This window comes from Phytomonospora endophytica (assembly GCF_014202425.1).
GTDB classification, from domain to species: Bacteria; Actinomycetota; Actinomycetes; order Mycobacteriales; family Micromonosporaceae; genus Phytomonospora; species Phytomonospora endophytica.
Window position 1 is genome coordinate 75,007 of record NZ_JACHGT010000008.1, and the last position, 26,056, is coordinate 101,062.

Consider the following 26,056-nt stretch of genomic DNA (forward strand, 5'->3'; position numbering starts at 1 on the left):
GGCATGACTCTAGGACCTGGCGGGGACGGTCTCGCTCCGTTGGGCCGTTCCGGCGACCCCGCGCGTCACGCGCTTGGCGATGAGCGCGACGAGCTTGCGCGGTCGCCGCGGCATCAGGTGCGCGAGGGCGAAGGTACCGCGACCGGGGACGACGTAGCCGCGGTTGCGGGCCAGGGCCTTCAAGGCGGAGTCGACGACCCGTTCGGGCGTCTCGTACTTGCCGCCGATGGCCGCCTCCTCGGTGCCGATGACGTCGAAGAACGCCGTCTTGACCGGTCCCGGGCACAACGCGAGGACGTTCACACCGCGCCCCTGGTACTCGGCCCACAGCGCGAGGCTGAAGTTGAGCACGAAGGTCTTGGCCGAGGAGTAGACGCTGAAGTGCGGCGAGGTCTGGAAGGCCGCGACCGAGGCCACGTTGATCACGCCGCCGCGGCCCCGGGCCAGCATGCCGGGCACGAGCGCGTGGGTGAGGCCGACGAGCGCGGCGATGTTGACCATGATCTGCCGCCGGTCGCGTTCGGCGTCGACGTCCTCGAAGCGCCCGCAGGTGCCGAAACCGGCGTTGTTGATCAGCAGGTCGACGGGTTTCCCGCCCAGCGCGGCGACGATTCGTTCCGGGGCGTCGGGCTCGGCGAGGTCCTGGCCGATGACGTCGACGGCGATGCCGTGCTCACGACGGAGGCGTTCGGCGTGCGCCTCCATCACCCCGACCGAACGGGCGACGAGGACGAGGTCGTGGCCGTCGGCGGCGAGCCGGTCGGCGAAGGCGGCGCCGATGCCCGAGGAGGCTCCGGTGATCAGTGCGGTGGTCATGTCTGCTCCTTCGATCGGGGACTGCATCATCAATGTAGCAAGAAAATGCTTAACTGCAACACTGATGTAGCGGTTAATTCGTCAACGATGGCAGCCGTGTAGCCTTTGATGGTCGAAGGGAGACATCATGGCGGCCAAACCGCTCCGTGCCGACGCCGAACGCAGCGTCCGCGCGATCCTCGACGCGGCCCAGCGCGTGCTCAGCGAGAACCCCACCGCGTCGATGGAGCAGATCGCCGAGGCCGCCGGAGTCGCGCGCACGACCGTCCACCGGCGCTTCGCCAACCGCGAGGCACTGCTGCGGGCGATGGGGCTGTGGGCCTGGCAGCGGATCAAGGAGGCCATCGAGGCGGCCCGCCCGATGACCGCGCCGCCCATGGTGGCGCTGCACCAGGCCACCGCGAACGTCCTCGCCGTCAAGGACTCCTGGACCTTCGCCCTCGACAACGCCGACGCGACCGACCCCGAGACCGAGGCGGTCCGGGCCGAGGTCGCCGCGCTGCGCGACAACGCCTTCGCCGGCGCCCGCGACGCCGGGATCTTCGCGCCCGACGCCGACCTGGCCTGGCTGGCGCGCGTCTACATCGCCCTGATCAGCGAGAGCGTCCACGGGCAGGACGAGGCGGGCGACCCCGACGTCCTCGCCACCCGCGTCCTCGACACGCTCCTGCACGGATTCGGGCCGAGGACGTGAAAAGAGCGGGCGGCCGAGGCCACCCGCTCTTTCGAGGATCGCGTGTCTAGTTCTGGTCGCGCCCGCTCTGCTCGGCGAGGAAACGCTCGAACTCCGAACCGAGCTCGTCGGCGGTCGGCATGTGCTCGGAGGTCTCGGCCAGCAGGCTGCGCCGGTTTCCCGCCTCGGTGAACACGTCGTACTGCCGTTCCAGGGCGGCGACGACGTCGGCGACCTCGTTGGAGTTCTCCACCTGCCGGGTGATCTCGGCCTCGGCGCTCTCGGCGGCGTCGAGCAGCGGACCGCCGGGCAGGGCCAGGCCGGTCGCGTCGGTGACCGCGTCGAGGAGCCGCACCGACGACGAGGGGTACGTCGCCTGCGCGAGGTAGTGCGGGACGTGGACGGCGTAACCCATCGCGTCGTGCCCGTTCTCACCGAGCCGCAGCTCCAGCAGCGCCGAGATGTTCCCGGGGACCTGGAGCGTGTTGAGCCAGGGCGAGTGGTCGGGGCCGAGGAGGGCCTCGCGGGTCGCGTGGGCCGTCACGCCCAGCGGCCGCGTGTGCGGGACGCCCATCGGGATGCCGTGGAAGCCGACGGTGAGGCGGACGCCCCACTGCTCGATCAGGTCCTGGACGGCGCGGGCGAACAGTTCCCACTCGCGATCCGGTTCGGGGCCGGTGAGCAGCAGGAACGGCACGCCGGTGACGTCGTGGAGGAGGTGGACCGCCAGCTCGGGGGACTCGATGCCCTCCCAGTGGTCGGAGGCGAAGGTCATCGGCGGCCGCTGGGAGCGGTAGTCGACGAGACGGTCGGCGTCGAAGCGGGCGATCACCCGGGGCTCGAACTCCTCAAGGAGGTGCTCGGTGAGGGCGCGCCCGGCCGAGCCGGCGTCCATGAAGCCGTCGAACTGGTGCAGCATGACGGCCCCGGACAGCTCGGGGATGTCGGGGTCGAGTTCGTACAGGTCACGTGGATCGCGCACCGGTCAACCTTCCATCGGCGTTAGTGACTGAATCTCTGCAACATAAGGACGGACGGTTTCCTTCCTTCCGGGCGGGAAACCCACGCCTGAGGTGACGTATGCCACTCTCGTCGGCGTCCATGCCGAGGGGTTTCGCGAGCGCGGGCGCGAGCGGGTAGACGCGTTCGGCAGGGAGGAGCCGGCGGGCCGCGGCGGTGTCGCCGCGCAGGATGAGGCCGGCGGCCTTGCGCACGCGCGGGGTCAGGTCGGTGATGTCGCGGACCCAATCCTCGGCGAAGGCGCGGATCAGGCCCCGGCCGACACCGACCTGGATGCTGTAGTGGTTCGCGGGCGCCCCGCGCAGGGTCCGCTCGGGGTCCCACTGCACGTGGACGTCGGCGCGGGCCAGTTCTCGCGGGTCGCCGGTGGTGAGGGCGGCGGCGCCGAGCGCGGTTTCCCACCCGGCGCGGGTGATGCGGACGGCGAGGACGCGTTCCTGGCCGGGCCTGCGGGCGCGGTCGCTGCGGTGCATGAGCCAGGTCAGCGAGGGCTTGAGCCAGGTCATGCGGCCGAAGGAGAAGGGCGCGACGAAGGTGCCCGCGGCGAGGGCGGCGTCGGCGATGCGGTCGCCGTAGGCCTGGTAGATCACGATCGTGGCATCGTCGAAGTCGGCGCGGATCTCGCGGGACGCGGTCATGGACGTACGGTGCCGGGGTTTCGCGCTTCGGCGCGAGGGTTTTTCGGCGGGCGGCGGGGTTAGGGGAGGATGGCGCGGTGAAGCTTTCTCCCCGCCGACGGCTGTTCGCGCTCGTCACCGTCTGGGCGGTGCTGCTGGCCGGGCTGGCCTTCCTGTGGCCCGACGGGAGCCCGACCGTGCGCGAGCAGGTCACCGTGGGCGAGTCGCGGCCGGACATCGAGGCGGCCGTCGCGGCGGCGGTGACGGCGGCGTCGGGCTACGACGACGCGGTGTTCACCGTCGGCGCGTTCGCGAAGGAGGCCGACTGCTCGCTGACGCCGGTGCGGGGTGGGGTCGTGTACGCGCAGGTGGTGGCGCTGTACGCGCGGCCGGAGAACGCGAAGTCGGTGCTGAACCGGCTGTTCGAGACCCTGCGCGAGCCCTACGACCTCGTGGGCAACGGTGAGGGTGCCTACCTCGGCTACGCCGGGCCGTTCGTCACAGCGGAACTGTCCCTCGCCGATGACATGGCGGTGACATGGCGGCTGAACACCGGCTGTCGTCCGCTCGATGAGCCGACGGCGCAGCTGGCGACGGTCGGGGTGCCGTCCGAGGCCGCGGCGTCGGTCGCGGCGACGCTCGGACTGGCCGGGGGCCGCTGGACGCGGACGGGAGGTGGGTGCGCCGAGACGGTGACGACGGCGAGCGCCGCGCCGGGCGCGGCCGGTGTCGCGGTGACGGCCGACGCGGTGACGCGCGCGGCCGAAGGCGGCTGGGTGACCTACGCGGGCCCGGAGGGCGCGCCGACGTGGCACGTGGGCGTGGGGGCGGATGGCGCGGCGACGGTCCTGGCGTGGGACGCCGAGGATGGAGTCGCGCGGGTGAACGGGACCGTGGGGCGCGGCTGCGCGTAGGGCGACGCCCACCCGGAACGTGAGGAAATTCCGTCCGGGGGATGCGCGCACGCGCGAGTCACGGCACACTCGGGCGTTGTGAGCCCCGAGGAACAGCCCGAGGACGCCGACGACGGCGAGCCGGCCGACCGCGTCTACGCGCCCGTCCTCGGCGTCACACTCGCCTGGTACGTCGTCCCGGGGCTGCTCTTCGTCTTCTGGTCGATGCTCTTCGGCGGGGGTGCCGCCGCGTCGGCGTGCGGGCCCGGCCTGACCTGTGACCAGGCGGGTGACGACCCTCGGCTGGCGCTCATCTCGGCCCTCCCCTGGCTGGGCCTGGCCTTCCTGTCGAGCCTGCTGACCGCCGTCCTCCTGCGCATGATCGCGACGACCTGGCGCGCGATCAGCGCGGGCACGGCGGCGGCGGTGATCGGGGCGGGGATGTCGACGTTGCTGCTGGAGTTGATCACGTGAAGGGGTGGGACGGTCGGCTCACCGTTGCCCGCGTCTGGGCCGCGCCGTGGCGTGGGAGCGGCGTCGCGGCGGCCACCGTGCGAACGGGCCGGCGGGCGTCGTGAAACTCCGGGCTCGACGAACCCGGTTCGGTCGCCCGTGATCCTCAGGTCCGCGTCTCATTCCGCGATGTCACGAGAGCGCGTGGCGCGGCCGAGCCGCCGCTGCCGTGACCGGGACGGCGGGGTCGCGGCGGTGTGATCACGGTCCGGTGGTCAACGGGCTTCCGCGGAGGTTACGGCCGGGTGGGCCGTGGCGTGATCCGCCTGAACGTCGTCGCCGCCCACGGCGCGGGCCGGGCGTCGTCGCCCGGCCCTTCACCGTCGCCTAACTGCCTTGCTTTTCTCGCGCGTCCCCTACCCGATGCTGCTCAGGGCGTCGGCGGCCGCCGGGTCGCTGTCGCGCAGGAACTGCGCGCATCGCGCCGCCTCGTCGGCTTCGCCGATCTGGGCGGCGGCGACGCTGAGACGGTACAGCGAGGTGAGGAAACCACGGTTGGGCTTGTGGCTCCACGGGACGGGCCCGTGTCCGCGCCAGCCGTTCTTGCGCAGCTGGTCGAGCGCGCGGTGGTAGCCGGTGCGCGCGTAGGCGTAGGCGGCCACGTCGTCGCCGGCCTCCATCGCCTTCGCCGACAGCGCCGCCCAGGCGGCGGGGAAGTCCGGCCACTGACGCGCGACGTCGGCGGGGTCTTCGGTCTTGAGCGCCTCGACGGCGGGGGTGTTCTCCGGGAGCAGAGTCGCCGGGGGTTCCGGCATCAGGTTCTGCGGCGGCATATGGTCCTCCGGTGGTTGACGGTCGCCGACGGTTGATCAGTCTTTCAGGCGCCGACGACACACGATCCGGCCGCCTCCGGACACGGCTCCGGGGCGCCCGCGCGCACGGACGCCCCGAAGTCGCGTGCGGGTCAGGTCGACAGCAGCTCGCGGATCTCGGCCACCGGCGCGTTCCGCTTCACCGACTCGATTCCGTTGACCGCGCCCGTCCTCGACTCGTAGGCCTCCCCGACGGCGATGATCTCGCCGTTCCCCGCCTTGAGCCGCCAGCGGTACTTGCCTGCCTTGTCGGTGTACAGCTCGAATTTCCCAGCCACGTCGTCCCCCTCTGGCCGAGATGAATAGAAGTATTCACATTGTTGCCGATATGGCACGGCCGAGGTGAAGGTTTCTCGTACTACCTGGCGGCGGCGGGGGAGTTCACCCCACCAACCCCGTCTCGTAAGCACAGATGACCGCCTGCACCCGGTCGCGCAGCCCCAGCTTCGACAGCACCTTCGACACGTGCGTCTTCACCGTGTGCTCGCTGACCACGAGCTCGCCCGCGATCTCGGCGTTCGACATCCCCCGCCCCATCAGCGTCAGGATCTCCGTCTCGCGCGCGGTCAGCGCCGCCAGCCGCTCCGACGCCGACACGCCCGGCGCGCCGGCGGGCCGCGTCGCCGTCAGGTCCGAGATCAGCCGTCGCGTGACCGACGGGGCGAGCAGCGACTCACCGGCCGCGACGACGCGCACGGCGTGGACGAGGTCGTCGCGCCGGACGTCCTTGAGCAGGAAACCGCTCGCGCCCGCGTACAGGGCCTCGTAGACGTAGTCGTCCTGATCGAAGGTCGTGAGCATCAAGACCTTCGTCTCCCCCGCCGCGCACACCTGCCGGGCCGCCTCGATCCCGTCCATCACGGGCATGCGGATGTCCAGCAGCAGCACGTCGGGCCGGTGTTCGCGCACCGCGCCGACCGCCTGGGCACCGTCGCCGACCTCGGCGACCACCTCGATGTCGTCCTGCGCGTCCAGGATCATGGCGAAACCGGAGCGGACCAGCTCCTGGTCGTCGGCGACGACTATGCGGATCATCCCGCGACCACCCGTTCCTCCCGCGCCAGCGGGAACTCCGCGTTCACCTGAAACCCGCGCCCGCCCGGCCCGGGCCCGAAATCGACGCGGCCACGGTGCGCGGCCACGCGCTCGCGGAAGCTGATCATGCCGTGCCCGCGTCCGTCGCCCACGGTGGGGCCGACGCCGTCGTCGACGACGGTCACCGCGACGACGTCTCCCCGCCAGTCGAGGCGCACGGCGACCCCGCTCGCGCGGGCGTGCTTGACGACGTTGGTCAGCGCCTCCTGCACGATCCGGTACAGCGACACCTGCACGTCGGCGTCCAGCGCCACGGGCGTCCCGGTCACGGTCAGTTCGGCGCGTGGACCGGTCGCGGAGACCCCGGCGACGAGCGCGTCGAGGTCGCCGATCGTCGGCTGCGGCACCCGCACGGCGTCGCCCTCCTCCTCCTTGAGGACCCCGAGCATCCGGCGCAGCTGCGTCATGGCGTCGCGGCCGGACGCGGCGATCGCGTCGAAGGCCCGTTCGGCGCGCTCGGGATCGCGGCGGACCGCGACCGGCCCCGCCTCGGCCTGCACGATCATGATGCTCACGGCGTGCGACAGGACGTCGTGCATGTCGCGGGCGATGCGGGCGCGTTCGGCGACGACGGCCCGGTCGGCCTCGGCCTTGCGGGTGAGTTCGATCTGCTCGGCGCGGGCCTCAACGGCCAGGGCGCGTTCCTGCCGGTTGTTCTGGAGCCGGCCGAGGGCGTAGGCGCCGAAGTAGGTGAAGAACGTGAAGAGGTACTCGCGGGCGCCGTTGGAGTTGGCCGCCACGGCCAGTGGGATCACGACCATGGCCAGCCCGTTCATGACCATCCGCTGCCTCAGCGGGGAGACGGCCGCGACGGTGTAGGCGGCGATGAGGCCCGCGTAGGGGAGCGGTTGCCCGACGCCGTCGATCATCTGGTTGATCGCCATCGGGATGTTCGTCGCGATCAGCACCATGAGCGGGAAACGCCGCCGCCACACCAGCGGGAGCGCGCACAGGCAGGTCAGGAAGTACGACGTCGTCGAGCCGTAGGGCAGGCCCTCCGGCCGCGGAACGATGAACTGGACCGACAGCGCCAGCCACACCAGGGCCGTGATGGCCGTGTCGACGATGTAGGGGTTGGCGGAGGCTACCCGGCGGACGAGTTTCCCCGCCCGCCCCTGCCACTCGCGCAGCACCGGCATGGACTTGTCGAGCCGGGCGCGGACGGCGGTGGCGAGCGGGGGCATGATCGACTCCTGGGTGGTGCGGAGTCGATCAGTGTGCCACCGGCGCCTCGGCGTTGACGACCAGGTCGGTCACCTCGGCCAGTTCCTTCTCGCCCCCCGGCGCCGGGTGCAGGCGCGAGATCCAGATCGCGAGTGCCCCCACGATCACGATCGCCCCGCCGAGTGTCGCCCCCACGAAGGCGATGTCGGTCCACAGCGTCATTTCGCCCATTGCCCGTCCCCTCTTCCATGTTCCTGTGATTACCAAGACGTGGTCTGGGGCCGTTCAGGTTGAGTCGGAAGCGCTTCGGTTGTGCGGCGATTCGGCCACGGAGTGTGGGCTAGCCCACCCCGTCGAACCTGCCGAGTGCCCCAAGCACTTCCCGTACCGTCCACGCGGGCCGGCGTCGCAGCGTCTCCCCCAGGCGCCGGATCGCCCCGGGCAGCGCGCCGACGCGCGCGACGAGTTCGGCGACGGCCTCGGTTTCGCCGCGCAGCCGCTCCTCGCCGGCGATCCGCCCGAGCAGCGCCCACGCCTGTTCGGCGGGAAACGCCCCGAGGGTCATGGCGTAGGCGCCGTCGACGGCGAGCCGTGCCCTGGACGTGAGGATCGCGAAGCAGCCGGGCCCGTCGGGGAGCAGGGGCGCGGCCTGTTCGGCGCTGCGGCAGTCGTCGAGGACGACGAGGGTCTTCGCCGAGGCCGTGGTCTCCCGCCAGCGCGCGGCGGCGGTCTCCAGTGACGCGCCCGCGTCGGGCATCAGCGAGTGCAGCGCGTCGAGGGGCGTGCGCGGACGGCGGCCGCGGCCGCGCAGGTCGACGTAGTGGACGGCCGTGAAGCGGGAGGCGAGCCGGTGCGCGGCCCGCAGGGCGAGTGCGGTCTTGCCGATGCCGGGCGCCCCGCCGATCGTCACGATCCCGGTCGCGCCCGTGGAGTGCGTGACGTGGCCGAGGATGCGGGCCAGTTCACCGGCGCGTCCGGTGAAGTCGCCGGTGTCGTCGGGGAGCGGTGTCGCCTTCGCCGGCGACGACCCGCGCAGTCCGCTCCACGCCTCGACCCAGCGACCGGGCGCGTCGGCGGGTTCCCGTCCGGCGGCCCGGTAGCAGGCCGTCACGTAGGCGTCCACAAAGGACTTCCGGGGCAGTTGCGGCAGGCGCACCCCGCGCAGCACGTAGGAGATCGTCGAGACGGGCAGCGCGTCGACGGTGTCGCCGCCGTTGGTGGTGGTCGTGCCGCCCAGGACTCGAAGGCTGCGCAGGGAAGGGTTTCCCGCCCAGGCGCGCAGGGCCGACAGTGACGCGACGAAGGCGGCGGCGTCGGCGGTGGCCGGGTCGGGCGGAGGAGGGGCGCCCACGGAGTCTCCAGTGTCGACGGACGGCGGCGTCTAACAAGGTCTCACATTGTCCACAGCCGCCTCACACCGCGCACCCCTGTAATTCTGCGCGACCCCTTGGCCACAAGGGGTTATACCCATTCCTCCCCGGTGATGCGCTGATAGGCCTCGATGTAGAGCAGCCGCGTCCGGTTGGCGATCTCGGTGGGCAGCTCGGGCGCCGCGGTGGTCTTGTCCCAGCCGGAGTCCTCGGCCCAGTCCCGCAGGAACTGCTTGTCGTAGGACGCCTGCCGCGCGCCGGGCTTCCACTGGTCGAGCGGCCAGAAGCGCGAGGAGTCGGGGGTGAGGACCTCGTCGGCGAGCACGATCTCGCCAGCCTTGTCCAGCCCGAACTCCAGCTTCGTGTCGGCCAGGATGATCCCGGCGTCCTCGCAGCGTTCGGAGCCCAGCTCGTAGATGCGCAGGGTCAGGTCCTCCAGGTCGGCGGCCCGGTCCTCGCCGAGGAGCTCCTCGACGCGCTCGTAGGTGATGGGCTCGTCGTGGTCGCCGACGTCGGCCTTCGTGGACGGCGTGAAGATCGGCTGCGGCAGCGCTGAACCGTCGAGCAGTCCCGGCGGGAGTTCGACGCCCGACACCGTGCCGCTCTTCTCGTACTCGCGCAGGCCGCCGCCGGTCAGGTAGCCGCGGGCGACGCACTCGACGGGCAGCATGTCGAGCTTCTTGCAGCGGATGGCGCGCCCGGCGAACTCCTCGGGCACGTCCTCGGCGGAGATGACGTGGTTGGGGACGAGGTCGGCGAGCTGTCCGAACCACCACAGGGACAGCGCGGTGAGGATGCGGCCCTTGTCGGGGATGGGGGTGGGGAGGACGACGTCGAAGACGCTCACGCGGTCGGAGGCAACGAGGATCAGGTCGCCGCGGTCTTCGTAGACGTCGCGGACCTTGCCTGAGTGCAGCAGTCGCATGATCGGCACGCTACCCGGAGGGGGCACTGTCGCCCTGCCGACACTCCCCCGTTCGGCGCAGGTGAGGACCCGTATGGGGGCCAACTGGCACGAAACCGGGTTGGCGCCCGTCACACCTGTCGGGGATCATTCCAGGATGCAAACGCCGCAGAAGCTCCCCGTGGCGCACGCGGCCCGCAAGCCGGAACGCGCGCCCGTCGAGCTCAAGACCTCGGATCTCCTGCCGATCGTCATGAACTACGACGACGACATGGACGCCTTCGACGTGATCGACGCCCTCGCGCTCGGCCCCTACGTCCGCGGCGACTATCCGCACGCCCGCTCCAAGTGGATCAACCGCATCCGTAAGGACGCGACGCTGCTCCCGCCCGACGCGCACGTCATCCGCACCGCCGAGCAGGGCGGCCAGCACGCCTTCCTCGCCTCGGGCGAGAACTGGCTGCTCCAGTCGATCCGCTGGTCGAGCGGCAACGGGCGGGTCCGCGTGTCCGCGCGCACCGCCGAGCTCGCCGAGACGATCCTGAAGGCGGCGACGGAGGGCGTGGAGGAACCCGAGCCCGAGGACGACGACACCGTCATCGACATCGGTTTCTGGCACATGTCGATGCCGCGCGCGAACCGTCTCGTGCGCACCATCGAGATCCCGAAGTGGGCCGACATCCGCGGCAACTACGCGACCGGCTCGGTCGGGCAGCTCGACTCGCTCATGGCGACGACGCCCGACAACATCTCCGGCCGCCTGCTGCTCCTGCACGGCCCGCCCGGTACGGGCAAGACGACGGCCCTGCGCGCCCTGGCCAACGAGTGGCGTTCGTGGTGCCGCATGGACTGCGTCCTCGACCCGGAGCTCTTCTTCGGCGACCCGGGCTACCTCCTCCAGGTCGCCCTCGGCGACGACGACGGCGACGAGGACGAGAAGAAGTGGCAGCTGTTGCTCATCGAGGACTGCGACGAGCTCATCCGCGGTGAGGCGAAGGCCGCCGCCGGGCAGGCCCTGTCGCGCCTGCTCAACCTGACCGACGGCCTGCTCGGGCAGGGCCGCAACCTGATGATCGGCCTCACCACGAACGAGGACCTCACCCGCCTGCATCCCGCGGTGATCAGGCCCGGGCGCTGCCTGGCGCAGATCGAGGTCGGCCGTTTCCCCTACGACGAGGCCGTGACCTGGCTCGGCCGCCGCGACGGCATCGCCGGCGGCGGGGTGACCCTCGCGGAGCTGTGCGCGCTGCGCAGCGGCGAAGTGCTCCAGGCGGGCGTCGAGGAGCTGCCGACGGGGGCGTACCTGTAATCGCCTGCGGTGGGACGCGCTCCACGGCGACGATGTGGGCGTGAACGTTCACGAGGCCACCGCGATCATCAACTACCCGGCAGAGGTCGATCCTCTCTCGGTGCTGGACGGGTTGTCCCTCGACGCCTACCTCCAAAACGACTTCCCGCACGCCTGCACGCGCTCCATCGACCGGCTCCGCAAAGGCCATCCGCTGGTCCCGGCCGGCGCGGAGCTGCGGCGGAGCGTCGACAGCGACGCCAGCGTCTCCTACCTGTCCCACGGCGAGGACTACGTCGCCCTCGGCGTGCGCTGGGCGTCGGGAAACGGCCGGGTCCGGGTCGTGGCGGCCACCCCGGAGGTGGCGCGGACGGTCGTCGACGAGGTCGTCGCCGCCGCCGAGGAACCCGAGGAGGCGCAGGACTCCGGGACGATCGAGATGGGCTTCTGGTTCGTCGGGAAACCCATCGCGCACCGCCTCGCGCGTTCGATCGAGATCCCGTCGTGGGAGACGATCCGCCCGAACTACCCGGCCTCGGCCCTCGGGCGCCTCGACGCGCTGATGGCCGTGAAGTCCGAGCACGTGCGCGGGCACCTGCTGCTCCTGCACGGCCCACCCGGAACGGGGAAGACCACGGCCCTGCGCGCCCTGGCCAACGAGTGGCGCGACTGGTGCAAGACCGACTGCGTCCTCGACCCCGAGGTGTTCTTCCAGGACACCGCCTACCTGATGCAGGTGGCCCTCGGCGACGACTACGACGACGACGAACGCTGGCAACTGCTCATCATCGAAGACTGCGACGAACTCATCCGGGGTGAGGCGAAGGCCGCCGCCGGGCAGGCGCTGTCACGGCTGCTCAACCTCACCGACGGCCTGCTCGGGCAGGGCCGCCGCATCCTCGTCGCGCTCACCACGAACGAGGACCTCGCGCGCCTCCACCCCGCCGTCGTGCGGCCCGGCCGGTGCCTCGCGCAGATCGAGGTCGGCCCGCTGTCCCACGCCGAGGCCGTCACCTGGCTCGGGACCCCCGACGGGATCGCCGCAGGCGGCGCGACCCTCGCCGAACTGTGCGCGCTGCGCGAAGGCGAGGAGACGGTCGCGGGGGACACCGCGCTGCGGACGGGTCACTACCTGTGAACCGCCGACTGTCCCACCCGGCGCCTACCCTGCCCGCATGATCAACGTCCTCGCGGTCGAGAACTACCGCTCGCTGCGGCACCTGGTCGTGCCGCTGAGCGGGATCACCGTCGTGACCGGCGCCAACGGCAGCGGCAAGTCGAGCCTTTACCGGGCCCTGCGCCTGCTCGCCGAATGCGCACGCGGCGGCGCCGTCGCGGCCCTCGCCGCCGAAGGCGGACTCCCGTCGACGCTGTGGGCCGGCCCCGAACACCCCGGCCGCGGGCCCGTCCAGGGCACCGTCCGTGACGGGCCCGTCGGCCTGCGCCTCGGCTTCGCCGCCGACGACTTCGGCTACGCCGTCGACCTCGGCCCGCCACCGCCGACGCGGTCGGCGTTCGCGCTCGACCCGCAGATCAAGGTCGAAGCCGTCTGGGCCGGACCCTTCCTGCGCCCGGCCGCACTCCTCGCCGAACGCAACGGGCCGCGCATCAAGGTCCGCGACGGCCGCGGCTGGGCCGTCCTCGACCACCGCCCGGCGCCCTTCGACAGCATGATCGGCGAACTCGCCGACCCGCGCCACGCCCCCGAGCTCCTCGAACTGCGCGAACGCATCCGCTCCTGGCGCTTCTACGACCACCTGCGGACCGACGCGGGCGCGCCCGCGCGCGGCTCGCACATCGCGACCCGCACGCCCGTGCTCGGCCACGACGGCGCCGACCTGGCCGCCGCGCTCCAGACCATCATCGAGATCGGCGACCACACCACCCTCGAAACGGTGATCGACAAGGCCTTCCCCGGCTCGCGGCTGAAGGTCGTCGCCGACGGTCCCGCCAGGCTCGCCGTCGAGCTGCGACAGCCCGGGCTCCTGCGGTCCCTCGGCGCGGCGGAACTGTCCGACGGGACGCTGCGGTACCTGCTGTGGGCGGCGGCGCTGCTGACGCCGAGACCGCCGGAACTGTTCGTGTGCAACGAACCCGAGACGAGCCTGCACCCCGAACTGATCGGGCCGCTCGCCGAACTCATCGCGGCGGCGTCGGCGCACACGCAGGTCGTCGTCGTGAGCCACTCGGCGCCGCTGGTCGCCGCGCTCGAAGAGGTCGGCGCCGGGACGGTGGAACTGCGTAAGGAGGGCGGACGGACCATCGTCGAAGGGGAAGGACCGCTGGACGGGCCGCCCTGGTACTGGCCGAAGAGGTGAGCCGTCACCAGTCCGCGCCGGCCCGCCGGATCGCGCCCAGCGACAGGCCCGTCTCGTCGAAGAGGTAGGCCCGCATGAGTTCGAGCCTGGGCGCGTAGACGTGCACGCTCACGGCCGGTTCGGCGCCGTCGTTGCGGACGGCGTGGACCGTCCGCGGCGACACCGCGACCGACTCCCCGGCCGTCACCTCCCGCGACGACAACCCGGGGAACAGGCCCGGCACGACCGCGTACTCCCGCAGCCGCCCCGAAACGACCGTGAACCCCGCCTCCGACGGGCGGTGCTCGCCGCCGTGGTCGTGGAGTTCCGTGCCCTGGCCGGGGAGCCAGGCCATCAGCCAGGCCTCGTGGTCGGGTGCTGAGATGAGTCGCCGCGCGGTGCGGCTGCGTTTCGAGAAACGCGGCGGCACCGTGATGGAACCGGCGTAATACGCCGAAAGGGCGGAAAGAACGGTGTGGGTGAGAGAACTCACGAATGACCCTTGTGGACGGTGCCCGGTCGGTGCGCGGGCAGAAGGCGGTCGGCTGTTCGGGTTAACGACAGCGACAACAGGCGCCGGATGTGGCGGCGATCACTCGAATGAGGTCCACAATCGGCCATGTTAACGCACAGACTGTCCGGCGGGTTGTCACGCTGCGCTGATTTTGTTGTGGGGGCGCGAAAAACTGCCGTTCCGGGCTTCAGTTGTCCCCCGAACGTGCAGTACTCTCGCCGATGGTCCGCCCGCTGAAGAAGGAGCGAATGTTGCTCGGGAAAGCAGCACGCAGCAAGTCACGCCTACGCGCACTCGGTGTCATCGCGCTCGCTGCGGTCGGAGTCCTCCTTGCGTCCGCCTCTCCCGTCTCGGCCGATCCGGTCGACGACAAGGAGAAGGAGATGGAGACGCAGTACCACGATCTGGAAAAGATCATCGAGGACTACAACAAGGTGAACCTTGAGTTCAAGGACACCAAGCGGAAGATCGCCAAGCTCGAAAAGAAGCTGAAGCCCTTCGAGGAGAAGCTCGACGTTCTCTACGAAGAGGTCGGCAAGATCGCCTCCGCGTCCTACATGGGCGGCAACATGTCCGGTCTGACCGCGGTCTTCACGACCGGTTCGGCCGACAACCTCGCCGACCGCATCACGCTTCTCGACCAGGTCACCGTCGACGATCACGACGCCATCACCGCGCTCAACGACGCGAAGGCCGATCTCGACGAGCAGAAGCGCGTCCTCGACGGGCTCTACAGCACCCAGTCGGAGCAGGAAGGCGAACTGCGCGAGAAGAAGGAGACGATCGAGGCCGACCTCGACCGGCTCCAGGACGAGCGCGAGACCGCCTACCGCGACTCCCGCGACGTCGCCGACGACGGCTTCATTCCGCCGTACGTTCCCGGCGACCGCGGCAAGGTCGTCCGCTTCGCCCTCAAGCAGGACGGCGAGCCGTACGTCTTCGCCGCCGCCGGCCCCGACGGCTGGGACTGCTCCGGACTGACCCTCGGCGCGTGGGGGCAGGTCGGTGTGAACCTGCCGCACAACGCCGAATCGCAGTGGAACATGGTGCAGCACATCTCGCGGGATGAGTTGCAGCCCGGGGATCTGGTGTTCTACAACGGGCTGAGTCACGTCGCGCTGTACATCGGCGACGGGCACGTGATCCATGCGGCCACGAACTACTCGAACGTGTACGTGACGACGATCGACGCCGCCGCGAGCGACTACTTCGGCGCGGGACGCATCCCGGGCTGGTAACCCTCCGCGGAGTCGACTTCCGAGACCCCAATGCCCTCGCCCCCACCTGCCCCCGGGTGGCCGCGGGGGCATTGGTCTGCGCTGATCGGTCGCCGCGCTCCTCGCGACCGGGTCTCAAGATTCGCTCAAGGCCGCATCCGCCGCCCCGGCCTACGTTGACCGTTCCCCTTCGAAAGGAGCGCGTCCATGCGCACCAAGACCGTCGTGCGTGCCTCCATCGCCGCCACCGCGGCCGCCGTCGCCGCCATCGGCGCCGCGGCACCCGCGCAGGCCGCCGACGCCAACGCCTACTCCATCGACGGCGACGGCTACCTCCTCGGCGTCATGGTCCACCACGACGACGGCGACAAGTTCTACGTCGGCGACTCCCGCGCCGACGGGCACGGCGTTCGCGGCTACCTGTTCGACAGCAACGGCAACGTCCTCAAGACCATCTACAACGGCAACGGGACGGCCGGGCCCAGCGCCACCTTCTCCTACGACGTCCTCGCCGGCCGCGACTACACCATGAAAATCTGCACCGTCGACGGCTCAAACGACTGGAGCCCCACCAACTGCGGCTACCGCGCCATCACCGAGTAGAACCACTGACGGCCCGGGACCGAAGGGTTCCGGCCGTCGCGGCCGCGGAGCCGTCCCCTCCCGCCGACCACCACGGCAGGCCCGTCCACGTCCGGGAGTCCAACGCCACGGCGACCGGACCGCGTCCGTGTGCGACCTCGCGGACCCGAGAATCGCATGCGTGTTGGTGTCCGTTCGAGTGATTTGCGGCTATTAGTGGATTTACTCTCGGTGATCATGAGACGTCACATCGGCCATCTGCTCGCCTCCGGTGCCGCCGCCGCGCTCTGCGTGGTCTGCCTCCCCGGAATCGCGCAGGCCGCCCCAGGCAGCGCCACCTTCGTCTTCACCGGCGCTCCCCAGAACTTCACCGTTCCCGAGGGCGTCCGCTGCGTCCACGTCGACGCGTTCGGCGCGCAGGGCGCCGACTCCGGCAACGGGCCTCTCGGCGGCTCCGGCGCCGAGGTGTCGGCGGTCCTGTCCGCCTCCGGCGGCGACACCCTGGTCCTGGACGTCGGCGGCGCCGGCGAAACCGGCTCCGGGAGTGGGAGCCCCGGCGCGGGGGGCTACGGCGGTGGCGGCATCGGCGGGGCCTGGTACGCCGGCGGCGGGGGAGGCGCGACCACCGTGACCTTCGAGAACACGGCGATGATCGTGGCCGCGGGCGGAGGAGGCGGCGGCGGCTCCTTCAGCGGCACCGACGGGGCCGGCGGTGAGGGCGGCCGGACCGGAACCGACGGGGGCACGGCCTCGGCCGACCACGACGGCCGGGGCGGGAAGTCCGGCGGCTCCGGCGGCGCCGGAGGAGCGGGCGGTACGGACGCGTCCGGCAGCGCCGAGGCCGGCACGGCGGGCACCGCCGGGCAGGGCGGCGACGGCGGTGACACCAATGACCCGCACGACGGCGGTGGCGGCGGCGGAGGCGGCGGCGTGAAAGGCGGCGGTGGCGGCGGAGCCGGCGTCGTTGGCAACGTCGCGTCCGGTGGGGGCGGTGGCGGCGGCTCCAGTAAGGGACCCGACACCGCCGTGTTCACCACCGGCGCGCACAAGGGCGACGGCGAGGTCACCATCACCTGGGACACCGCCGACAGCGCGGACTGCCCTGAAACGCCCACCCCGTCGCCGTCGGCGCCGTCCTCGGCACCCGCGTCGACCCCGGCCTCACCCGGCGGCGGCAGTGGCAGCGGCCATCACGACGACGCCCTCGCCGAGACCGGCGGACGAGGCACCGCCCTCGCCCTCACCGGCACTGTCCTGCTGCTGGCCGGGGCCGGAGTGGTCGTCGCGGCCCGCCGCGCCCGCCGCGCGGACTGATCACCAGGCGAGTGCTTCGCCGCAAGGCACGTCGTGCGCGGACGTGGCGTTGGGTCTCGTGGTCGCATCAGGATCAACGCGGCGACGAGGACGGGCAGTGCCGTACCGGTGACGTAGAGGCAGGCGAGTGCTCGGTATTCGACGGACATGCGGAGATTCGCCTCTCCTGCGCGAGGCGGCCACCCCGGTTTTCGAGGCCTCGGGGTGGCCGCCGTTTCTCTGCCCCGGCGCGGATGCGGTGTTCGCGGAAAAGTCGGACGGCCCGCGCGACGAGTTCGGCCGTGAGGTCGGGCGGCCCGCGCGGTGGTGCGAAGCCGAGGCGCCGAACACCGCGACACGCCCCGGCCCTCACCCGGCGGGGTATGTCCTTTATGGACCCGCACCCCTGTTGATCAGCGCCTCCACCTTCAGCGTTTGGGCCGAACGGGTGAGACGCGGGCCGCCGGCACCCCCGATGCAGTACAGTCGCCAACGGTCCGATAGCCGAAAAGGAGCAACTCGTGCTCGGCAAACCAGCACGCCGCAGTCTCCGTGCGTTCGCGATCGCCGCCCTGGCCGCCGGAACACTCATCTTCACGGCCGTCCCGGCGAACGCCGATCCGAGCGACACCATCGAAGACGAGATCGACCAGCAGTTCCATGACCTCGAAGCGGTCATCGAGGACTACAACGCGATCGCCATCGACTTCAAGGAAACAAAGAAGAAGGTCGCCAAGCTCGAAAAAGAGCTCAAGCCCTTCGAGGACGAGCTCGAAGTCCTCATGGTCGAGGTCGACGCCATCGCGTCGAACGCCTACATGGGCGGCTCCCTCTCCGGGATGACCGCGGTCTTCACGACCGGCTCCCCCGACAACCTCGCCGACCGCATCACCCTCCTCGACCAGGCCACCGCCGACGACGTCGGCGCGATCACCGAGCTCAACGCCGCCAAGGCCGAACTCGACGAGCGCAAATCCGTCCTCGACGGCCTCTACGAGACGCAGGCCGCGCAGGAGAAGGAACTCAAGGAGAAAAAAGAGTCGATCAAGGCCGACATCGACCGCCTCTCCGACGAGCGCGACACCGCCTACCGCGACGAGCGCGGCCTCTCCGACGACGCCTTCGTTCCCCCGCACGTCCCCGGTGACCGCGGCAAGGTCGTCGAGTTCGCCCTCGACCAAGAGGGCGACGCCTACGACATGAACGCCTCCGGCCCCAACGTCTGGGACTGCTCCGGCCTCACCATGGGCGCCTGGCAACAGGTCGGCATCAACCTCCCCCACAACGCCGCCGCGCAGTGGAACATGATGCAGCACATCTCCCGTGACGAGCTACTCCCCGGGGACCTGGTGTTCTACAACGGCCTCAACCACGTGGCCATGTACATCGGCAACGACCACGTCGTGCACGCCTCGACCTACGGCGTCGGCGTCATCATCTCGACGGTCGACCAGGGCGGCAGCCCGTACTTCGGCGCCGGCCGCATCGCGGGTTGGTAACCGAGCACGAACAACCCACAGACCAGCAGAGACAACGGACGCGCGGCCCCTCGGGGCCACGCGTCCGTTCGTTCGCAGGTCCGCGCGCTACTCCCCGACGGCCCCGTCCAGAGCCTCCCGAACAAGGTCGGCGTGCCCGTTGTGGCGCGCGTACTCCTCCACCATGTGGATCAGCACCCACCGCAGCGAGCACTCCTCGCCCCACGGCGTGCGGCCCTTGGCGTCCAGGTCGAGCCCTTCGATCGTCTTCCCCGACCGATCGCGCTCGGCCTTCCACGCCGCCATCGCCTCGCCGACGTCGGCGCCTTCCACGTCATCGAAGTCGGCGTCGCCGCGGTTGTCGAGGTCCAGCGCACGGGTGTAGTCACCGTCGCCGAAGATCTCGTGGAACCAGCCGCGCTCGACGCTCGTCGCGTGCCGGACGAGCCCGAGCAGTGTCAGCTTCGAGGTCCCGACCGACGCCGTCCGCAACTGCTCGTCGCCCAGCCCCGCGCACTTCCACGCCAGCGTCTCCCGCTGGAACTCCAGGAACCCTACGAGGACGTCGCGCTCCCCGCCGTACATGTGCTCCCCGTAGGGCCGATTGTCGGGCGGATTGGACATGTCAGCCGACTTTCGCCAGGAACGCCAGCACGCGCTCGGTGAACAGGGCGGCGGCCTTCTCGTCGTAGGACGGGAGGCTGCTGTCGGCGAAAAGGTGCTCCTCGCCGGGGTATAGGAACAGCGCGGCGTCGTCGGCCGACTTCACGAGGTCGCGGGCCGCGTCGATGTCGCCGCCCTCCTCGGCGAACCAGGGGTCGGCGTCCTTGGCGTGGATCTCGACCGGGACGCCCTCGGGCCATTCCTCACCGAACTCGCTCACCGGCACGCAGCCGCTGAACAGCAGCGCGCCCTTGGTACCCGGGCGCGTCTGCGCGAGCTTCTGCGCGGGCATCGCGCCGAGCGAGAAGCCGGCGTAGACGAGACCGTCGGGAAGCCCTTCGGCGTGCGCGACGGCCCGTTCGAGGACGACGCCGAACCCGGTCGCCTTCGCGTACCCGACGCCCTCGTCGAGGTCGTCGAAGGTGCGGCCCTCGTAGAAGTCGGGGGCGTGGACGGTGTGCCCGGCCGCGCGGAGGGTCTCGGCGAAGGCCTTGACTCCCTCGGTGAGGCCCTGTGCGTGGTGGAAGAGAAGTACCTCGGCCATGGTGGTTCCTTTCGTAGGTTCACCAGAGATCCTGCCCTCTATTCCCGACATCCTCTGTCGTAATCACGAGGCAGTATTGATCAATGCGCGCCTCCCGGATGATGACCCTCCTGCTGCACCTCCAGGTGCGCGGCCACGCGACGGGACGCGAGTTGTCGGAGTTGCTGGAGGTGAGCGAGCGAACCGTCCAGCGCGACGTCGACTCGCTGACGGCCTCGGGCATCCCCATCCGCTCCACGCGTGGACCGGCGGGCGGTTACCGCCTCGCCGGTGGCTACCGGACCCGACTCACCGGTGTCGGCCTCGACGAGGCCGGCGCCCTGGCCTTCCTCGGGCTCGCCGGACCGGCCGAGCAGCTCGGGCTCGGCGAGATGCTGGAGGGCGCGCGGATCAAAGTCTGGGCAAGCCTCACCGGCGAGGCGCGTGAGCAGGCGAAACAGACGGCGGAGCGGTTCCATCTCGATCCCATGCGCTGGTACGGGACGCCCGAGCCCGTGCCGATGCTGACGAAACTGGCGCGGGCGGCGTGGAGCGACCGTCGGGCCCGCATCACCTACGTGACCAAGGGGAGAGCCGGCGCGCGGGAGGTGGAGCCGCTGGGACTCGTCCTCGCGGCGGGAGATTGGTACCTGGTGGCCATGCGCGACGGGGAGCGCCGGACCTACCGGGTTTCGCGCGTCACCGAGGTCGAGTTGCTGGAGGAGCGCGTCGTCCGGCCCGAGGGCTTCGACCTGGGTGAGACCTGGGCCGCGTCCCGGAAGGAGCTGGAGAAGGAGGCGACGGCGATCGAGGTGACCTTGCGGGCGGACGCCGAGGTGCTGCCGAGGCTGCGCGGGATGATCCCCGTGCACGGGCATGGCCGGGTGCCGGTCACGGCGACCGAGCCGGTGGTGCTGACGGTGCCGTTCGAGAGCGAGTCGTGGGCGAGGTGGGCGCTGCTGGGTTTGGGCGCGACCGTGGAGGTCATCGCGCCCGAGAGCCTGAGGGAGTGGGTGTCCGGGCAGTTCAAGGCCGCGGCGGCGAGATACTGAACTCCATTGTTGGCAAGGCCAACGTTTTAGGTTATCGTTGGGCTCACCAACGTTGGTCAAGCCAACAAAAACTAAGGAGTCACCATGCCCGCCACCGCCGACCGCGTCGAGATCACCGAACTCTTCGCGCGCCTTGGCCACCTACTCGACGACCGCCGCTGGGACGACGCCGGCGAGGTCTTCGCCGAGGACATCGTCGGCCGCTCGCCCCGGGGCGAGATCAACGGCCTCACCGACATGCGCGCCTTCCTGCACCGCACCGAACCCAACGGCGAGCTCAGTCAGCACATCGCCACCGACATCGTCGTCGACTTCACCGGCGACGACGCGGCCACCGGCACCGCCAACAGCACCGTCCACTACTTCCGCGAGGGCGAAGCACCCCACCGCACGGCCGGGCTCCGGATGACCTGCGAGGTCGCGCGGACCGGATCCGGCTGGCGCTTCCGCGAGTACGGCATCACCCTGCTCTGGCTCCAGGGCGAGTAGTCCTCACCTGCGCGATACAACCTCCCGGCACTCCATCCGCATTGAACGGGTGCGGGCGTCGCCCGCACCCGGCGGTCGTCCCGCCGGGTCCCACGGCACGGGAGAGCGCGTGAAGAACAGGAAACTCCGATACGGCCTCGTCGTCCTCGCGGCGGCGGGAGTCGCCGCGCTGTCGGCGACGAGCGCCTACGCGTCGGGTCCCCTTGACTGGACCCAGACCACGACGCCCGAACCCGGTAACTGGTACTCCTTCGACGACATGGAGATCCTGTCCAAAAAGGACGCCTGGGCGAGCGGCGGCGGCCCCGACATACCGATGCTCGCCCACTGGAACGGCAAGGCCTGGGCGCAGACCGCCGCGCCCGCCGACGTCCTGTACGTCTCCGACATCGACGCCGCCGCCTCCGATGACATCTGGGGCGTCGGCGCGGGTGGCGAGACCTGGTACGAAGGTCGCGTCATGCACTACGACGGCGACGCGTGGACCGGTGTGAAGGCCCCGATGCCCGACGTCGGCCATAACGGCCAGGTCACCATGAACGACGTCGTGGCCGACGGCGACGAGGTGTGGGCCACCGGGATGGCCAACCGCAGTATCGACGGCGAGCGCGTCAACAACGGTTTCGTCCTGCACTTCGACGGGGAGACCTGGACCGTTGAGGAGCTGCCGATTCCCGCGGACTCGACCGATGTCCTGTACACCGGGCTCGCCGTCCTCGACGGCGGCGACGTCGTCACCACCGGCGTGCGCTTCGTGCCGATCCCCGAGGATCCCGACTTCTCCAGGGCCGAGCCCTGGGTGCTGCGTTACGACGGGGCACAGTGGACGAACGTCGGTTACGCCGACTTCGGCGAGGTCAGCAAGCACGGGGACCTGAGCGCCATGGCGGTCGACGCCGAGGGTGAGGGCATCTGGGCGTCGGGAACCCTGTGGCAGGACGGTGTCCCCGAGCCGTACCTCGTTCACTACGACGGCGACAGCGGCGAGTGGACGCGCCCGAAGCTGCCCACGGTCGCGGGCAGCGCCAACGGCGCCCTGGCCGTGGACAAGCGCGGCGGAGTCGTCCTCGGCGTCGCGATGAACGATGTCGGTGATGGCGGCGACCGGCTCTTCCACTACGACGGGCGGACCGTCGCGGAGTGGACCGGGCCGCAGCACGAGGGCCTCTGGACCTACGGGGTCGCGGCCTTCGTGCCGGGGACGAACACGCTGTGGCTCGTGGGCTGCACGCGTGAGGAGAACGGCCGGCCGATCGCCGGGATCGCGGCCCACGCCCCGGTTCCGCTGCGGCACTAGACAGGGAGCGGGCCGCCGCGCGGAACTCGCGTGCGGCGGCCCCCGGACCCCGTTAGGCTCCGCGAATGCCACTGGTACCCGCAGACTTCGACGTCCCGCTCGTTCTCGACTCGCCGCCGTTCTACCTCGAACCCCTGGGGCCGCAGCACAACCAGGACGACCACGGGGCGTGGACGTCCTCCGTCGAGCACATCCGTTCGACGCCCGGCTTCGGCAAGGGCTTCTGGCCGCCCGCCGAGGGCATGAGCCCGGCCCGCAACCTTGAGGACCTGCAAGGCCACGCCGACGACTTCGCCGCCCGCGAAGGCTTCACCTACACCGTCTTGGACCACGAGACGCGCATCGTGATCGGCTGCCTCTACATCTATCCACAGCGCGACGGCGAGCCCGGCACGCGGGTCCGCTCCTGGGTGACGGAATCGCGCGCCGAGCTCGATGCCCCACTGTGGAGGGTCGTGTCGGAGTGGCTCGAAGGCTGGCCGCTGGAGGGCGTCGACTACGACGCGCGATGACTCACCAGCTTCGTCCCGGAACCTCCGACCAGGCGGCGAGTCCGGTGCCCTCGCGGCCGCTCGGCTGGCGGGTCGAGCCGACCAGCCACAGCCGGTCGGTGCGCGGGATGTAGTCGGCGGTCAGGTAGGTCGCGAGATCCTTGTTCTCGGGCGCCTCGTAGTGGATCGGGAAGAAGCCGTTGAAGTGGATCAGTACGTCACCGGTCTCACCGAAGGGATCCCGGTTGGCGACCACGAGGACGTCACCGGCGGTGGAGACCGCGAGATCCGAGCCGAGCCCCTCATCGAGTTCGAGATCGGCGTCGATCCAGGTGCCCCGGCCGTCGTAGTGGCGAAGGTAGGGGCGCGGGGTGCCGTCGTCGGTCCAGGCCGTGCCGGCGATCCAGAAGCCCCGGCCGCGCCTGTCGAGGGCGACGCCGCCGACGTGGCCCGGGTCGAGATCGCCCGGCAGCGCGGGGAACGCGAGGTCCGTCCACTGTGCAGCGTCGCGTCGCTGGAGCCACGGCTCCGCGGTCGACCAGCCCGTACCCGGCTCCGGGACGTACTTGACGCCGGTGGTGTAGACCGTCCCCGACCGGGTCACGGCGAGGCCGGTGTACTCGACATCCGTGGCGCCGTCGGGGATCGGGAGTTCTTCGAGGGTCCAGGCACCGCCGGTCAGGTGCAGGGTGAAGCCCGAGGAGTAGCGCTCGTCCTTGATCTCGCGGTTGACCAGGCCGGTGGCCCAGACATCACCGTTTGCGAGCGGCTCCAGGTCGGCCATGTAGACCTCGCCGTACTCGCCGGGATCGGGCAGCGGCACGGGGAGGTCCGCCCAGGCGGTTCCGTTCCAGTGCATGACGTGTCCGCCGCCGGGGCCCGTGCCGAGCGCCCAGACGTCGTCGGTGGCGCGGGCGCGGATGTCGTCGATGTACCAGAGTTCGGCGGGCAGCGGTGTCGTCGTCCACGCGGTCCCGTCCCAGTGCGCGGCAAGGGCCGTGCCGCGTCCACCGCCGGCCGCCCACACGTCGTCGTCGGCGATCGCCTCGACGGAGCCGAAGCTGTAGGGGGTCTCGGACGGCGGCGTGTCGGTCTGGATCCAGGAGAGCGGTCGCGGGATCTCGGCGGCCGCGGCCGCCGGGGCGGGTAAGGCGGTGGCCGCGGCGAGCGCGCAGGCGAGGGTCAGGAGGCGCTTGGAGGTCGAGGGCATGGTGGATCACCTTCCGTCGGCGAACGTCCTATGTAGAGGACGGTCGCGGGAGGCGATTCGGTTGTGGTCGTTGTCGGATCGGTGGGGGCCCGTTCGTAGTAGAAGTGAGAGACCGACCACGACCAGGGAGCACGCCATGACCGCGACCTACACCTTCGACGTCTTCTCCAGCCTCGACGGCTTCGGCACCGCCGGCGGGGACTGGACCGGCTACTGGGGCAAGCAGGGTCCCGAACTGCTCGCCCGCCGCCTCGACCTCTACGCCGGGCCGCAACGGATGGTCTTCGGCGCCGACACCTACCGCGCGTTCGCGGGCATGCTCGCCGCGGCCGCCGACGGTGATGACGCCGAGGTCCGCGACCCGTGGGTCACCGCGATGGTGAACACGCCCGCCTACGTCGTGTCGTCGACGCTGAAGGCGCCGCTCGACTGGCCGGACGCGACCGTCGTCGCCGGTGACGCCGCCGACGTCGTCGCGCGGCTCAAGGCCGAGTCGGACGTGCCGTTGCGCTCGCACGGGAGCCTGTCGCTGAACCGCGCGCTGATGGCGGCGGGGCTGGTGGACTTCGTGCAGGTGAGTCTGTTCCCGGTGATCACCGGGCGGAGCGGGACCGAACCCGTGTTCGGTGGTGCCGCCGACTTCGACCTGGAGCTGGTCGGCAGCCGGGTGCTGGACGGGCGCACGCACGAGCTGACGTACCGGCCCAGGTTGCACGGGTAGTGGGCGGCGGCGCCCGCGAATTCCTACCGCCCCGGCGGCCCGACCACCGAGTCGCGCACCACGACGTGCGTCCCCAGCATCACCCGTGCGCGTTCGTCACCGGGGCGTTGTGAGATCGCCAGGCGCGCGGCCGTGCGGCCCAGCTCCTGCACCGGGATGTGCACCGACGTGAGCGCCGGGTACAGGTCCAGCGCGATCTCGGAGTCGTTGTACCCGAGCACCGACACGTCCTCCGGTACGCGCAGGCCCGCGTCGCGCACGGCGTGCATCGCCGCCCCCGCGAGGATGTCGTCGAGGGCGAAGATCGCCGTGAAGTCGGCCGGGCCGCGGGCGAGGCGTTCGCGGACGCGGTCGTAGGCGAAGCGCCGCCCGAACTGTCCCGGCATCATCAGCGACTCGTCGACGGGGATGCCGTGGTCGGCCATCGCCCGCCGGTACCCGGCGATGCGGCCGTCGCCGGTGGTCTGCCCGGGAATGCCGCCCAGCAGGATGATCCGGCGGTGCCCGCGCGCGATCAGGTGGCTCGTCCCGGCGTGCGCGCCGCCCTCGTTCTCGTACTCCACCACCACGGCCGGGACGTCCGGCCCGATCGACGGACGTCCACAAAGGACGAGCCGCCCGCCGACGGAGGCGAGTCCGTGCGCGAACCGCGCCATCCGGTCGTGGTACTCCGGCGTCATCGCCACACCACCGACCAGGATCACCGCCTCGGCCCGCTGCTCGCGCATCAGGCCGAGGACGTCCAGCTCGCGCCCCACGTCGCCGTCGGTCGACACGTACATGCACAGGCGGCCCTCGACGCTGACGTAGCTCTCCACGCCGCTGGCGATGTCGGCGTAGAAGGGCGCGTTCATCGAGCTCGTCACGATCGCCACGAGCTTCGAGGAACTCCCCGACAGCGCCCGCGCGTGCGCGTTGGCGACGAAGTCGAGTTCCTCGATGGCGCGCAGGACCTTGGTCCGGGTGCGGGCGGCGACGGGATAGTTGCCGCCCAGCACCCGGGACACTGTGGCTACCGAGACGCCGGCGTGCGCGGCGACGTCCCTGATGGTGGATCGGGCCAT

At 70.9% G+C, this 26,056-nt stretch carries 30 protein-coding genes; 15 read left to right on the forward strand and 15 right to left on the reverse strand.

Annotation, left to right across the window (positions count from 1 at the left end; genetic code table 11):
* Window positions 1–9: 9 nt before the first annotated feature.
* A complete protein-coding gene (locus HNR73_RS19005) occupies window positions 10–816 on the reverse strand; it encodes an SDR family NAD(P)-dependent oxidoreductase (RefSeq protein WP_184788871.1) in 807 nt (268 codons plus the stop codon).
* A gap of 127 nt (window positions 817–943) precedes the next feature.
* Between HNR73_RS19005 and HNR73_RS19010 the strand changes: the two genes are divergently transcribed.
* Window positions 944–1,510 carry a TetR/AcrR family transcriptional regulator gene (locus HNR73_RS19010; protein WP_184788872.1) on the forward strand — a complete coding sequence of 189 codons (567 nt, stop codon included), beginning with the start codon at window positions 944–946 and terminating at the stop codon, window positions 1,508–1,510.
* A 46-nt stretch (window positions 1,511–1,556) separates the two neighbouring features.
* Here HNR73_RS19010 and HNR73_RS19015 read toward each other — a convergent pair whose 3' ends face one another.
* Window positions 1,557–2,471, reverse strand: a complete 915-nt coding sequence (locus tag HNR73_RS19015; protein WP_203686234.1) for a proteasome assembly chaperone family protein — start codon at window positions 2,469–2,471, stop codon at window positions 1,557–1,559.
* The gene (locus HNR73_RS19020; RefSeq protein ID WP_184788873.1) at window positions 2,455–3,147 is read right to left on the reverse strand and encodes a DUF4291 domain-containing protein; all 693 of its coding nucleotides are present in this window, start codon (window positions 3,145–3,147) and stop codon (window positions 2,455–2,457) included. Before HNR73_RS19020 ends, HNR73_RS19015 begins: the two co-directional genes overlap by 17 nt.
* A 77-nt stretch (window positions 3,148–3,224) precedes the next feature.
* Between HNR73_RS19020 and HNR73_RS19025 the strand changes: the two genes are divergently transcribed.
* Together HNR73_RS19025 and HNR73_RS19030 are read left to right on the forward strand one after the other, a co-directional pair.
* Window positions 3,225–4,040, forward strand: a complete 816-nt coding sequence (locus HNR73_RS19025; RefSeq protein ID WP_184788874.1) for a hypothetical protein — start codon at window positions 3,225–3,227, stop codon at window positions 4,038–4,040.
* Window positions 4,041–4,118: 78 nt separating this feature from the next.
* Complete coding sequence (locus tag HNR73_RS19030) at window positions 4,119–4,493, forward strand: hypothetical protein (RefSeq protein ID WP_184788875.1); 375 nt, start codon at window positions 4,119–4,121, stop codon at window positions 4,491–4,493.
* Window positions 4,494–4,888: 395 nt separating this feature from the next.
* Here HNR73_RS19030 and HNR73_RS19035 read toward each other — a convergent pair whose 3' ends face one another.
* From HNR73_RS19035 to HNR73_RS19065, 7 genes are all read right to left on the reverse strand, one after another.
* Window positions 4,889–5,305: a DUF3151 domain-containing protein gene (locus HNR73_RS19035; RefSeq protein ID WP_184788876.1), complete on the reverse strand. Its 417-nt coding sequence runs from the start codon at window positions 5,303–5,305 to the stop codon at window positions 4,889–4,891.
* A gap of 131 nt (window positions 5,306–5,436) precedes the next feature.
* Window positions 5,437–5,622 (reverse strand): YegP family protein, encoded by a 186-nt coding sequence (locus HNR73_RS19040; protein WP_184788877.1) that lies wholly within the window; start codon window positions 5,620–5,622, stop codon window positions 5,437–5,439.
* A gap of 103 nt (window positions 5,623–5,725) precedes the next feature.
* Window positions 5,726–6,379 (reverse strand): response regulator, encoded by a 654-nt coding sequence (locus HNR73_RS19045; RefSeq protein WP_184788878.1) that lies wholly within the window; start codon window positions 6,377–6,379, stop codon window positions 5,726–5,728.
* Window positions 6,376–7,623, reverse strand: coding sequence for a sensor histidine kinase (locus HNR73_RS19050; RefSeq protein WP_203686235.1), 1,248 nt, complete (start codon window positions 7,621–7,623; stop codon window positions 6,376–6,378). Before HNR73_RS19050 ends, HNR73_RS19045 begins: the two co-directional genes overlap by 4 nt.
* A 28-nt stretch (window positions 7,624–7,651) precedes the next feature.
* Window positions 7,652–7,834: a hypothetical protein gene (locus HNR73_RS19055; protein WP_184788879.1), complete on the reverse strand. Its 183-nt coding sequence runs from the start codon at window positions 7,832–7,834 to the stop codon at window positions 7,652–7,654.
* 109 nt (window positions 7,835–7,943) lie between these two features.
* Window positions 7,944–8,954, reverse strand: a complete 1,011-nt coding sequence (locus HNR73_RS40780; RefSeq protein ID WP_184788880.1) for an AAA family ATPase — start codon at window positions 8,952–8,954, stop codon at window positions 7,944–7,946.
* Between the two features lie 110 nt (window positions 8,955–9,064).
* Entirely contained in the window at window positions 9,065–9,898 is an 834-nt protein-coding gene (locus HNR73_RS19065; protein WP_184788881.1) for a phosphoribosylaminoimidazolesuccinocarboxamide synthase, read from the reverse strand.
* A gap of 136 nt (window positions 9,899–10,034) precedes the next feature.
* Between HNR73_RS19065 and HNR73_RS19070 the strand changes: the two genes are divergently transcribed.
* From HNR73_RS19070 to HNR73_RS19080, 3 genes are read left to right on the forward strand one after another with little or no spacing between them, the layout of a single operon-like run.
* On the forward strand, window positions 10,035–11,186 hold the full coding sequence (locus HNR73_RS19070; protein ID WP_184788882.1) for a DUF5925 domain-containing protein: 1,152 nt from the start codon (window positions 10,035–10,037) through the stop codon (window positions 11,184–11,186).
* A gap of 40 nt (window positions 11,187–11,226) precedes the next feature.
* A complete protein-coding gene (locus HNR73_RS19075) occupies window positions 11,227–12,303 on the forward strand; it encodes a DUF5925 domain-containing protein (protein WP_239122132.1) in 1,077 nt (358 codons plus the stop codon).
* A 37-nt stretch (window positions 12,304–12,340) separates the two neighbouring features.
* Window positions 12,341–13,483, forward strand: coding sequence for an AAA family ATPase (locus HNR73_RS19080; RefSeq protein ID WP_184788883.1), 1,143 nt, complete (start codon window positions 12,341–12,343; stop codon window positions 13,481–13,483).
* A gap of 4 nt (window positions 13,484–13,487) precedes the next feature.
* Here the strand turns inward: HNR73_RS19080 and HNR73_RS19085 are convergent, their stop codons facing one another.
* Window positions 13,488–13,955, reverse strand: coding sequence for a cysteine dioxygenase (locus tag HNR73_RS19085; RefSeq protein ID WP_184788884.1), 468 nt, complete (start codon window positions 13,953–13,955; stop codon window positions 13,488–13,490).
* Between the two features lie 404 nt (window positions 13,956–14,359).
* Here HNR73_RS19085 and HNR73_RS19090 point away from each other — a divergent pair, with 404 nt between their 5' ends.
* The 4 genes from HNR73_RS19090 (at window position 14,360) to HNR73_RS40785 (ending at window position 18,567) form a co-directional block, all read left to right on the forward strand.
* Window positions 14,360–15,214 carry a C40 family peptidase gene (locus HNR73_RS19090; protein WP_184788885.1) on the forward strand — a complete coding sequence of 285 codons (855 nt, stop codon included), beginning with the start codon at window positions 14,360–14,362 and terminating at the stop codon, window positions 15,212–15,214.
* A gap of 186 nt (window positions 15,215–15,400) precedes the next feature.
* Window positions 15,401–15,796: a hypothetical protein gene (locus HNR73_RS19095; RefSeq protein ID WP_184788886.1), complete on the forward strand. Its 396-nt coding sequence runs from the start codon at window positions 15,401–15,403 to the stop codon at window positions 15,794–15,796.
* A 216-nt stretch (window positions 15,797–16,012) separates the two neighbouring features.
* Window positions 16,013–17,089: a hypothetical protein gene (locus tag HNR73_RS39920; protein ID WP_184788887.1), complete on the forward strand. Its 1,077-nt coding sequence runs from the start codon at window positions 16,013–16,015 to the stop codon at window positions 17,087–17,089.
* Between the two features lie 500 nt (window positions 17,090–17,589).
* Window positions 17,590–18,567: a C40 family peptidase gene (locus HNR73_RS40785; RefSeq protein WP_184788888.1), complete on the forward strand. Its 978-nt coding sequence runs from the start codon at window positions 17,590–17,592 to the stop codon at window positions 18,565–18,567.
* Between the two features lie 87 nt (window positions 18,568–18,654).
* On the opposite strand, the gene HNR73_RS19110 is transcribed toward HNR73_RS40785, so the two are convergent.
* Both HNR73_RS19110 and HNR73_RS19115 read right to left on the reverse strand, forming a co-directional pair.
* Window positions 18,655–19,170, reverse strand: coding sequence for a DinB family protein (locus HNR73_RS19110; protein WP_184788889.1), 516 nt, complete (start codon window positions 19,168–19,170; stop codon window positions 18,655–18,657).
* 1 nt (window position 19,171) lies between these two features.
* Window positions 19,172–19,753: a dienelactone hydrolase family protein gene (locus HNR73_RS19115; RefSeq protein WP_221331018.1), complete on the reverse strand. Its 582-nt coding sequence runs from the start codon at window positions 19,751–19,753 to the stop codon at window positions 19,172–19,174.
* Window positions 19,754–19,836: 83 nt separating this feature from the next.
* On the opposite strand from HNR73_RS19115, the gene HNR73_RS19120 reads away from it, so the two are divergent.
* The 4 genes from HNR73_RS19120 (at window position 19,837) to HNR73_RS19135 (ending at window position 23,082) form a co-directional block, all read left to right on the forward strand.
* On the forward strand, window positions 19,837–20,784 hold the full coding sequence (locus HNR73_RS19120; protein ID WP_184788891.1) for a helix-turn-helix transcriptional regulator: 948 nt from the start codon (window positions 19,837–19,839) through the stop codon (window positions 20,782–20,784).
* An 84-nt stretch (window positions 20,785–20,868) separates the two neighbouring features.
* Entirely contained in the window at window positions 20,869–21,273 is a 405-nt protein-coding gene (locus HNR73_RS19125; RefSeq protein WP_184788892.1) for a nuclear transport factor 2 family protein, read from the forward strand.
* A gap of 109 nt (window positions 21,274–21,382) precedes the next feature.
* The gene (locus HNR73_RS19130) at window positions 21,383–22,570 is read left to right on the forward strand and encodes a hypothetical protein (RefSeq protein WP_184788893.1); all 1,188 of its coding nucleotides are present in this window, start codon (window positions 21,383–21,385) and stop codon (window positions 22,568–22,570) included.
* 65 nt (window positions 22,571–22,635) lie between these two features.
* The gene (locus HNR73_RS19135) at window positions 22,636–23,082 is read left to right on the forward strand and encodes an N-acetyltransferase (RefSeq protein ID WP_184788894.1); all 447 of its coding nucleotides are present in this window, start codon (window positions 22,636–22,638) and stop codon (window positions 23,080–23,082) included.
* 1 nt (window position 23,083) lies between these two features.
* Here the strand turns inward: HNR73_RS19135 and HNR73_RS19140 are convergent, their stop codons facing one another.
* Complete coding sequence (locus tag HNR73_RS19140) at window positions 23,084–24,271, reverse strand: hypothetical protein (RefSeq protein ID WP_184788895.1); 1,188 nt, start codon at window positions 24,269–24,271, stop codon at window positions 23,084–23,086.
* Between the two features lie 136 nt (window positions 24,272–24,407).
* Between HNR73_RS19140 and HNR73_RS19145 the strand changes: the two genes are divergently transcribed.
* Window positions 24,408–24,992 (forward strand): dihydrofolate reductase family protein, encoded by a 585-nt coding sequence (locus HNR73_RS19145; protein ID WP_184788896.1) that lies wholly within the window; start codon window positions 24,408–24,410, stop codon window positions 24,990–24,992.
* A 23-nt stretch (window positions 24,993–25,015) separates the two neighbouring features.
* On the opposite strand, the gene HNR73_RS19150 is transcribed toward HNR73_RS19145, so the two are convergent.
* Window positions 25,016–26,056: a LacI family DNA-binding transcriptional regulator gene (locus HNR73_RS19150; RefSeq protein WP_184788897.1), complete on the reverse strand. Its 1,041-nt coding sequence runs from the start codon at window positions 26,054–26,056 to the stop codon at window positions 25,016–25,018.

Excerpts from the sequence above, each read along its gene's own strand:
- HNR73_RS19055 (WP_184788879.1), bottom strand. The coding sequence starts at position 7,834 with ATGGGCGAAATGACGCTGTGGACCGACATCGCCTTCGTGGGGGCGACA.
- HNR73_RS19135 (WP_184788894.1), top strand. The coding sequence starts at position 22,636 with ATGCCACTGGTACCCGCAGACTTCGACGTCCCGCTCGTTCTCGACTCG.
- HNR73_RS19050 (WP_203686235.1), bottom strand. The coding sequence starts at position 7,623 with ATGCCCCCGCTCGCCACCGCCGTCCGCGCCCGGCTCGACAAGTCCATG.
- HNR73_RS19035 (WP_184788876.1), bottom strand. The coding sequence starts at position 5,305 with ATGCCGCCGCAGAACCTGATGCCGGAACCCCCGGCGACTCTGCTCCCG.
- HNR73_RS19095 (WP_184788886.1), top strand. The coding sequence starts at position 15,401 with ATGCGCACCAAGACCGTCGTGCGTGCCTCCATCGCCGCCACCGCGGCC.
- HNR73_RS19125 (WP_184788892.1), top strand. The coding sequence starts at position 20,869 with ATGCCCGCCACCGCCGACCGCGTCGAGATCACCGAACTCTTCGCGCGC.
- HNR73_RS19140 (WP_184788895.1), bottom strand. The coding sequence starts at position 24,271 with ATGCCCTCGACCTCCAAGCGCCTCCTGACCCTCGCCTGCGCGCTCGCC.
- HNR73_RS19145 (WP_184788896.1), top strand. The coding sequence starts at position 24,408 with ATGACCGCGACCTACACCTTCGACGTCTTCTCCAGCCTCGACGGCTTC.
- HNR73_RS19005 (WP_184788871.1), bottom strand. The coding sequence starts at position 816 with ATGACCACCGCACTGATCACCGGAGCCTCCTCGGGCATCGGCGCCGCC.
- HNR73_RS19120 (WP_184788891.1), top strand. The coding sequence starts at position 19,837 with ATGCGCGCCTCCCGGATGATGACCCTCCTGCTGCACCTCCAGGTGCGC.
- HNR73_RS39920 (WP_184788887.1), top strand. The coding sequence starts at position 16,013 with ATGAGACGTCACATCGGCCATCTGCTCGCCTCCGGTGCCGCCGCCGCG.
- HNR73_RS19065 (WP_184788881.1), bottom strand. The coding sequence starts at position 9,898 with ATGCGACTGCTGCACTCAGGCAAGGTCCGCGACGTCTACGAAGACCGC.
- HNR73_RS19115 (WP_221331018.1), bottom strand. The coding sequence starts at position 19,753 with ATGGCCGAGGTACTTCTCTTCCACCACGCACAGGGCCTCACCGAGGGA.
- HNR73_RS19045 (WP_184788878.1), bottom strand. The coding sequence starts at position 6,379 with ATGATCCGCATAGTCGTCGCCGACGACCAGGAGCTGGTCCGCTCCGGT.
- HNR73_RS19110 (WP_184788889.1), bottom strand. The coding sequence starts at position 19,170 with ATGTCCAATCCGCCCGACAATCGGCCCTACGGGGAGCACATGTACGGC.
- HNR73_RS19010 (WP_184788872.1), top strand. The coding sequence starts at position 944 with ATGGCGGCCAAACCGCTCCGTGCCGACGCCGAACGCAGCGTCCGCGCG.
- HNR73_RS19070 (WP_184788882.1), top strand. The coding sequence starts at position 10,035 with ATGCAAACGCCGCAGAAGCTCCCCGTGGCGCACGCGGCCCGCAAGCCG.
- HNR73_RS19150 (WP_184788897.1), bottom strand. The coding sequence starts at position 26,056 with ATGGCCCGATCCACCATCAGGGACGTCGCCGCGCACGCCGGCGTCTCG.
- HNR73_RS19080 (WP_184788883.1), top strand. The coding sequence starts at position 12,341 with ATGATCAACGTCCTCGCGGTCGAGAACTACCGCTCGCTGCGGCACCTG.
- HNR73_RS19020 (WP_184788873.1), bottom strand. The coding sequence starts at position 3,147 with ATGACCGCGTCCCGCGAGATCCGCGCCGACTTCGACGATGCCACGATC.
- HNR73_RS19090 (WP_184788885.1), top strand. The coding sequence starts at position 14,360 with ATGGAGACGCAGTACCACGATCTGGAAAAGATCATCGAGGACTACAAC.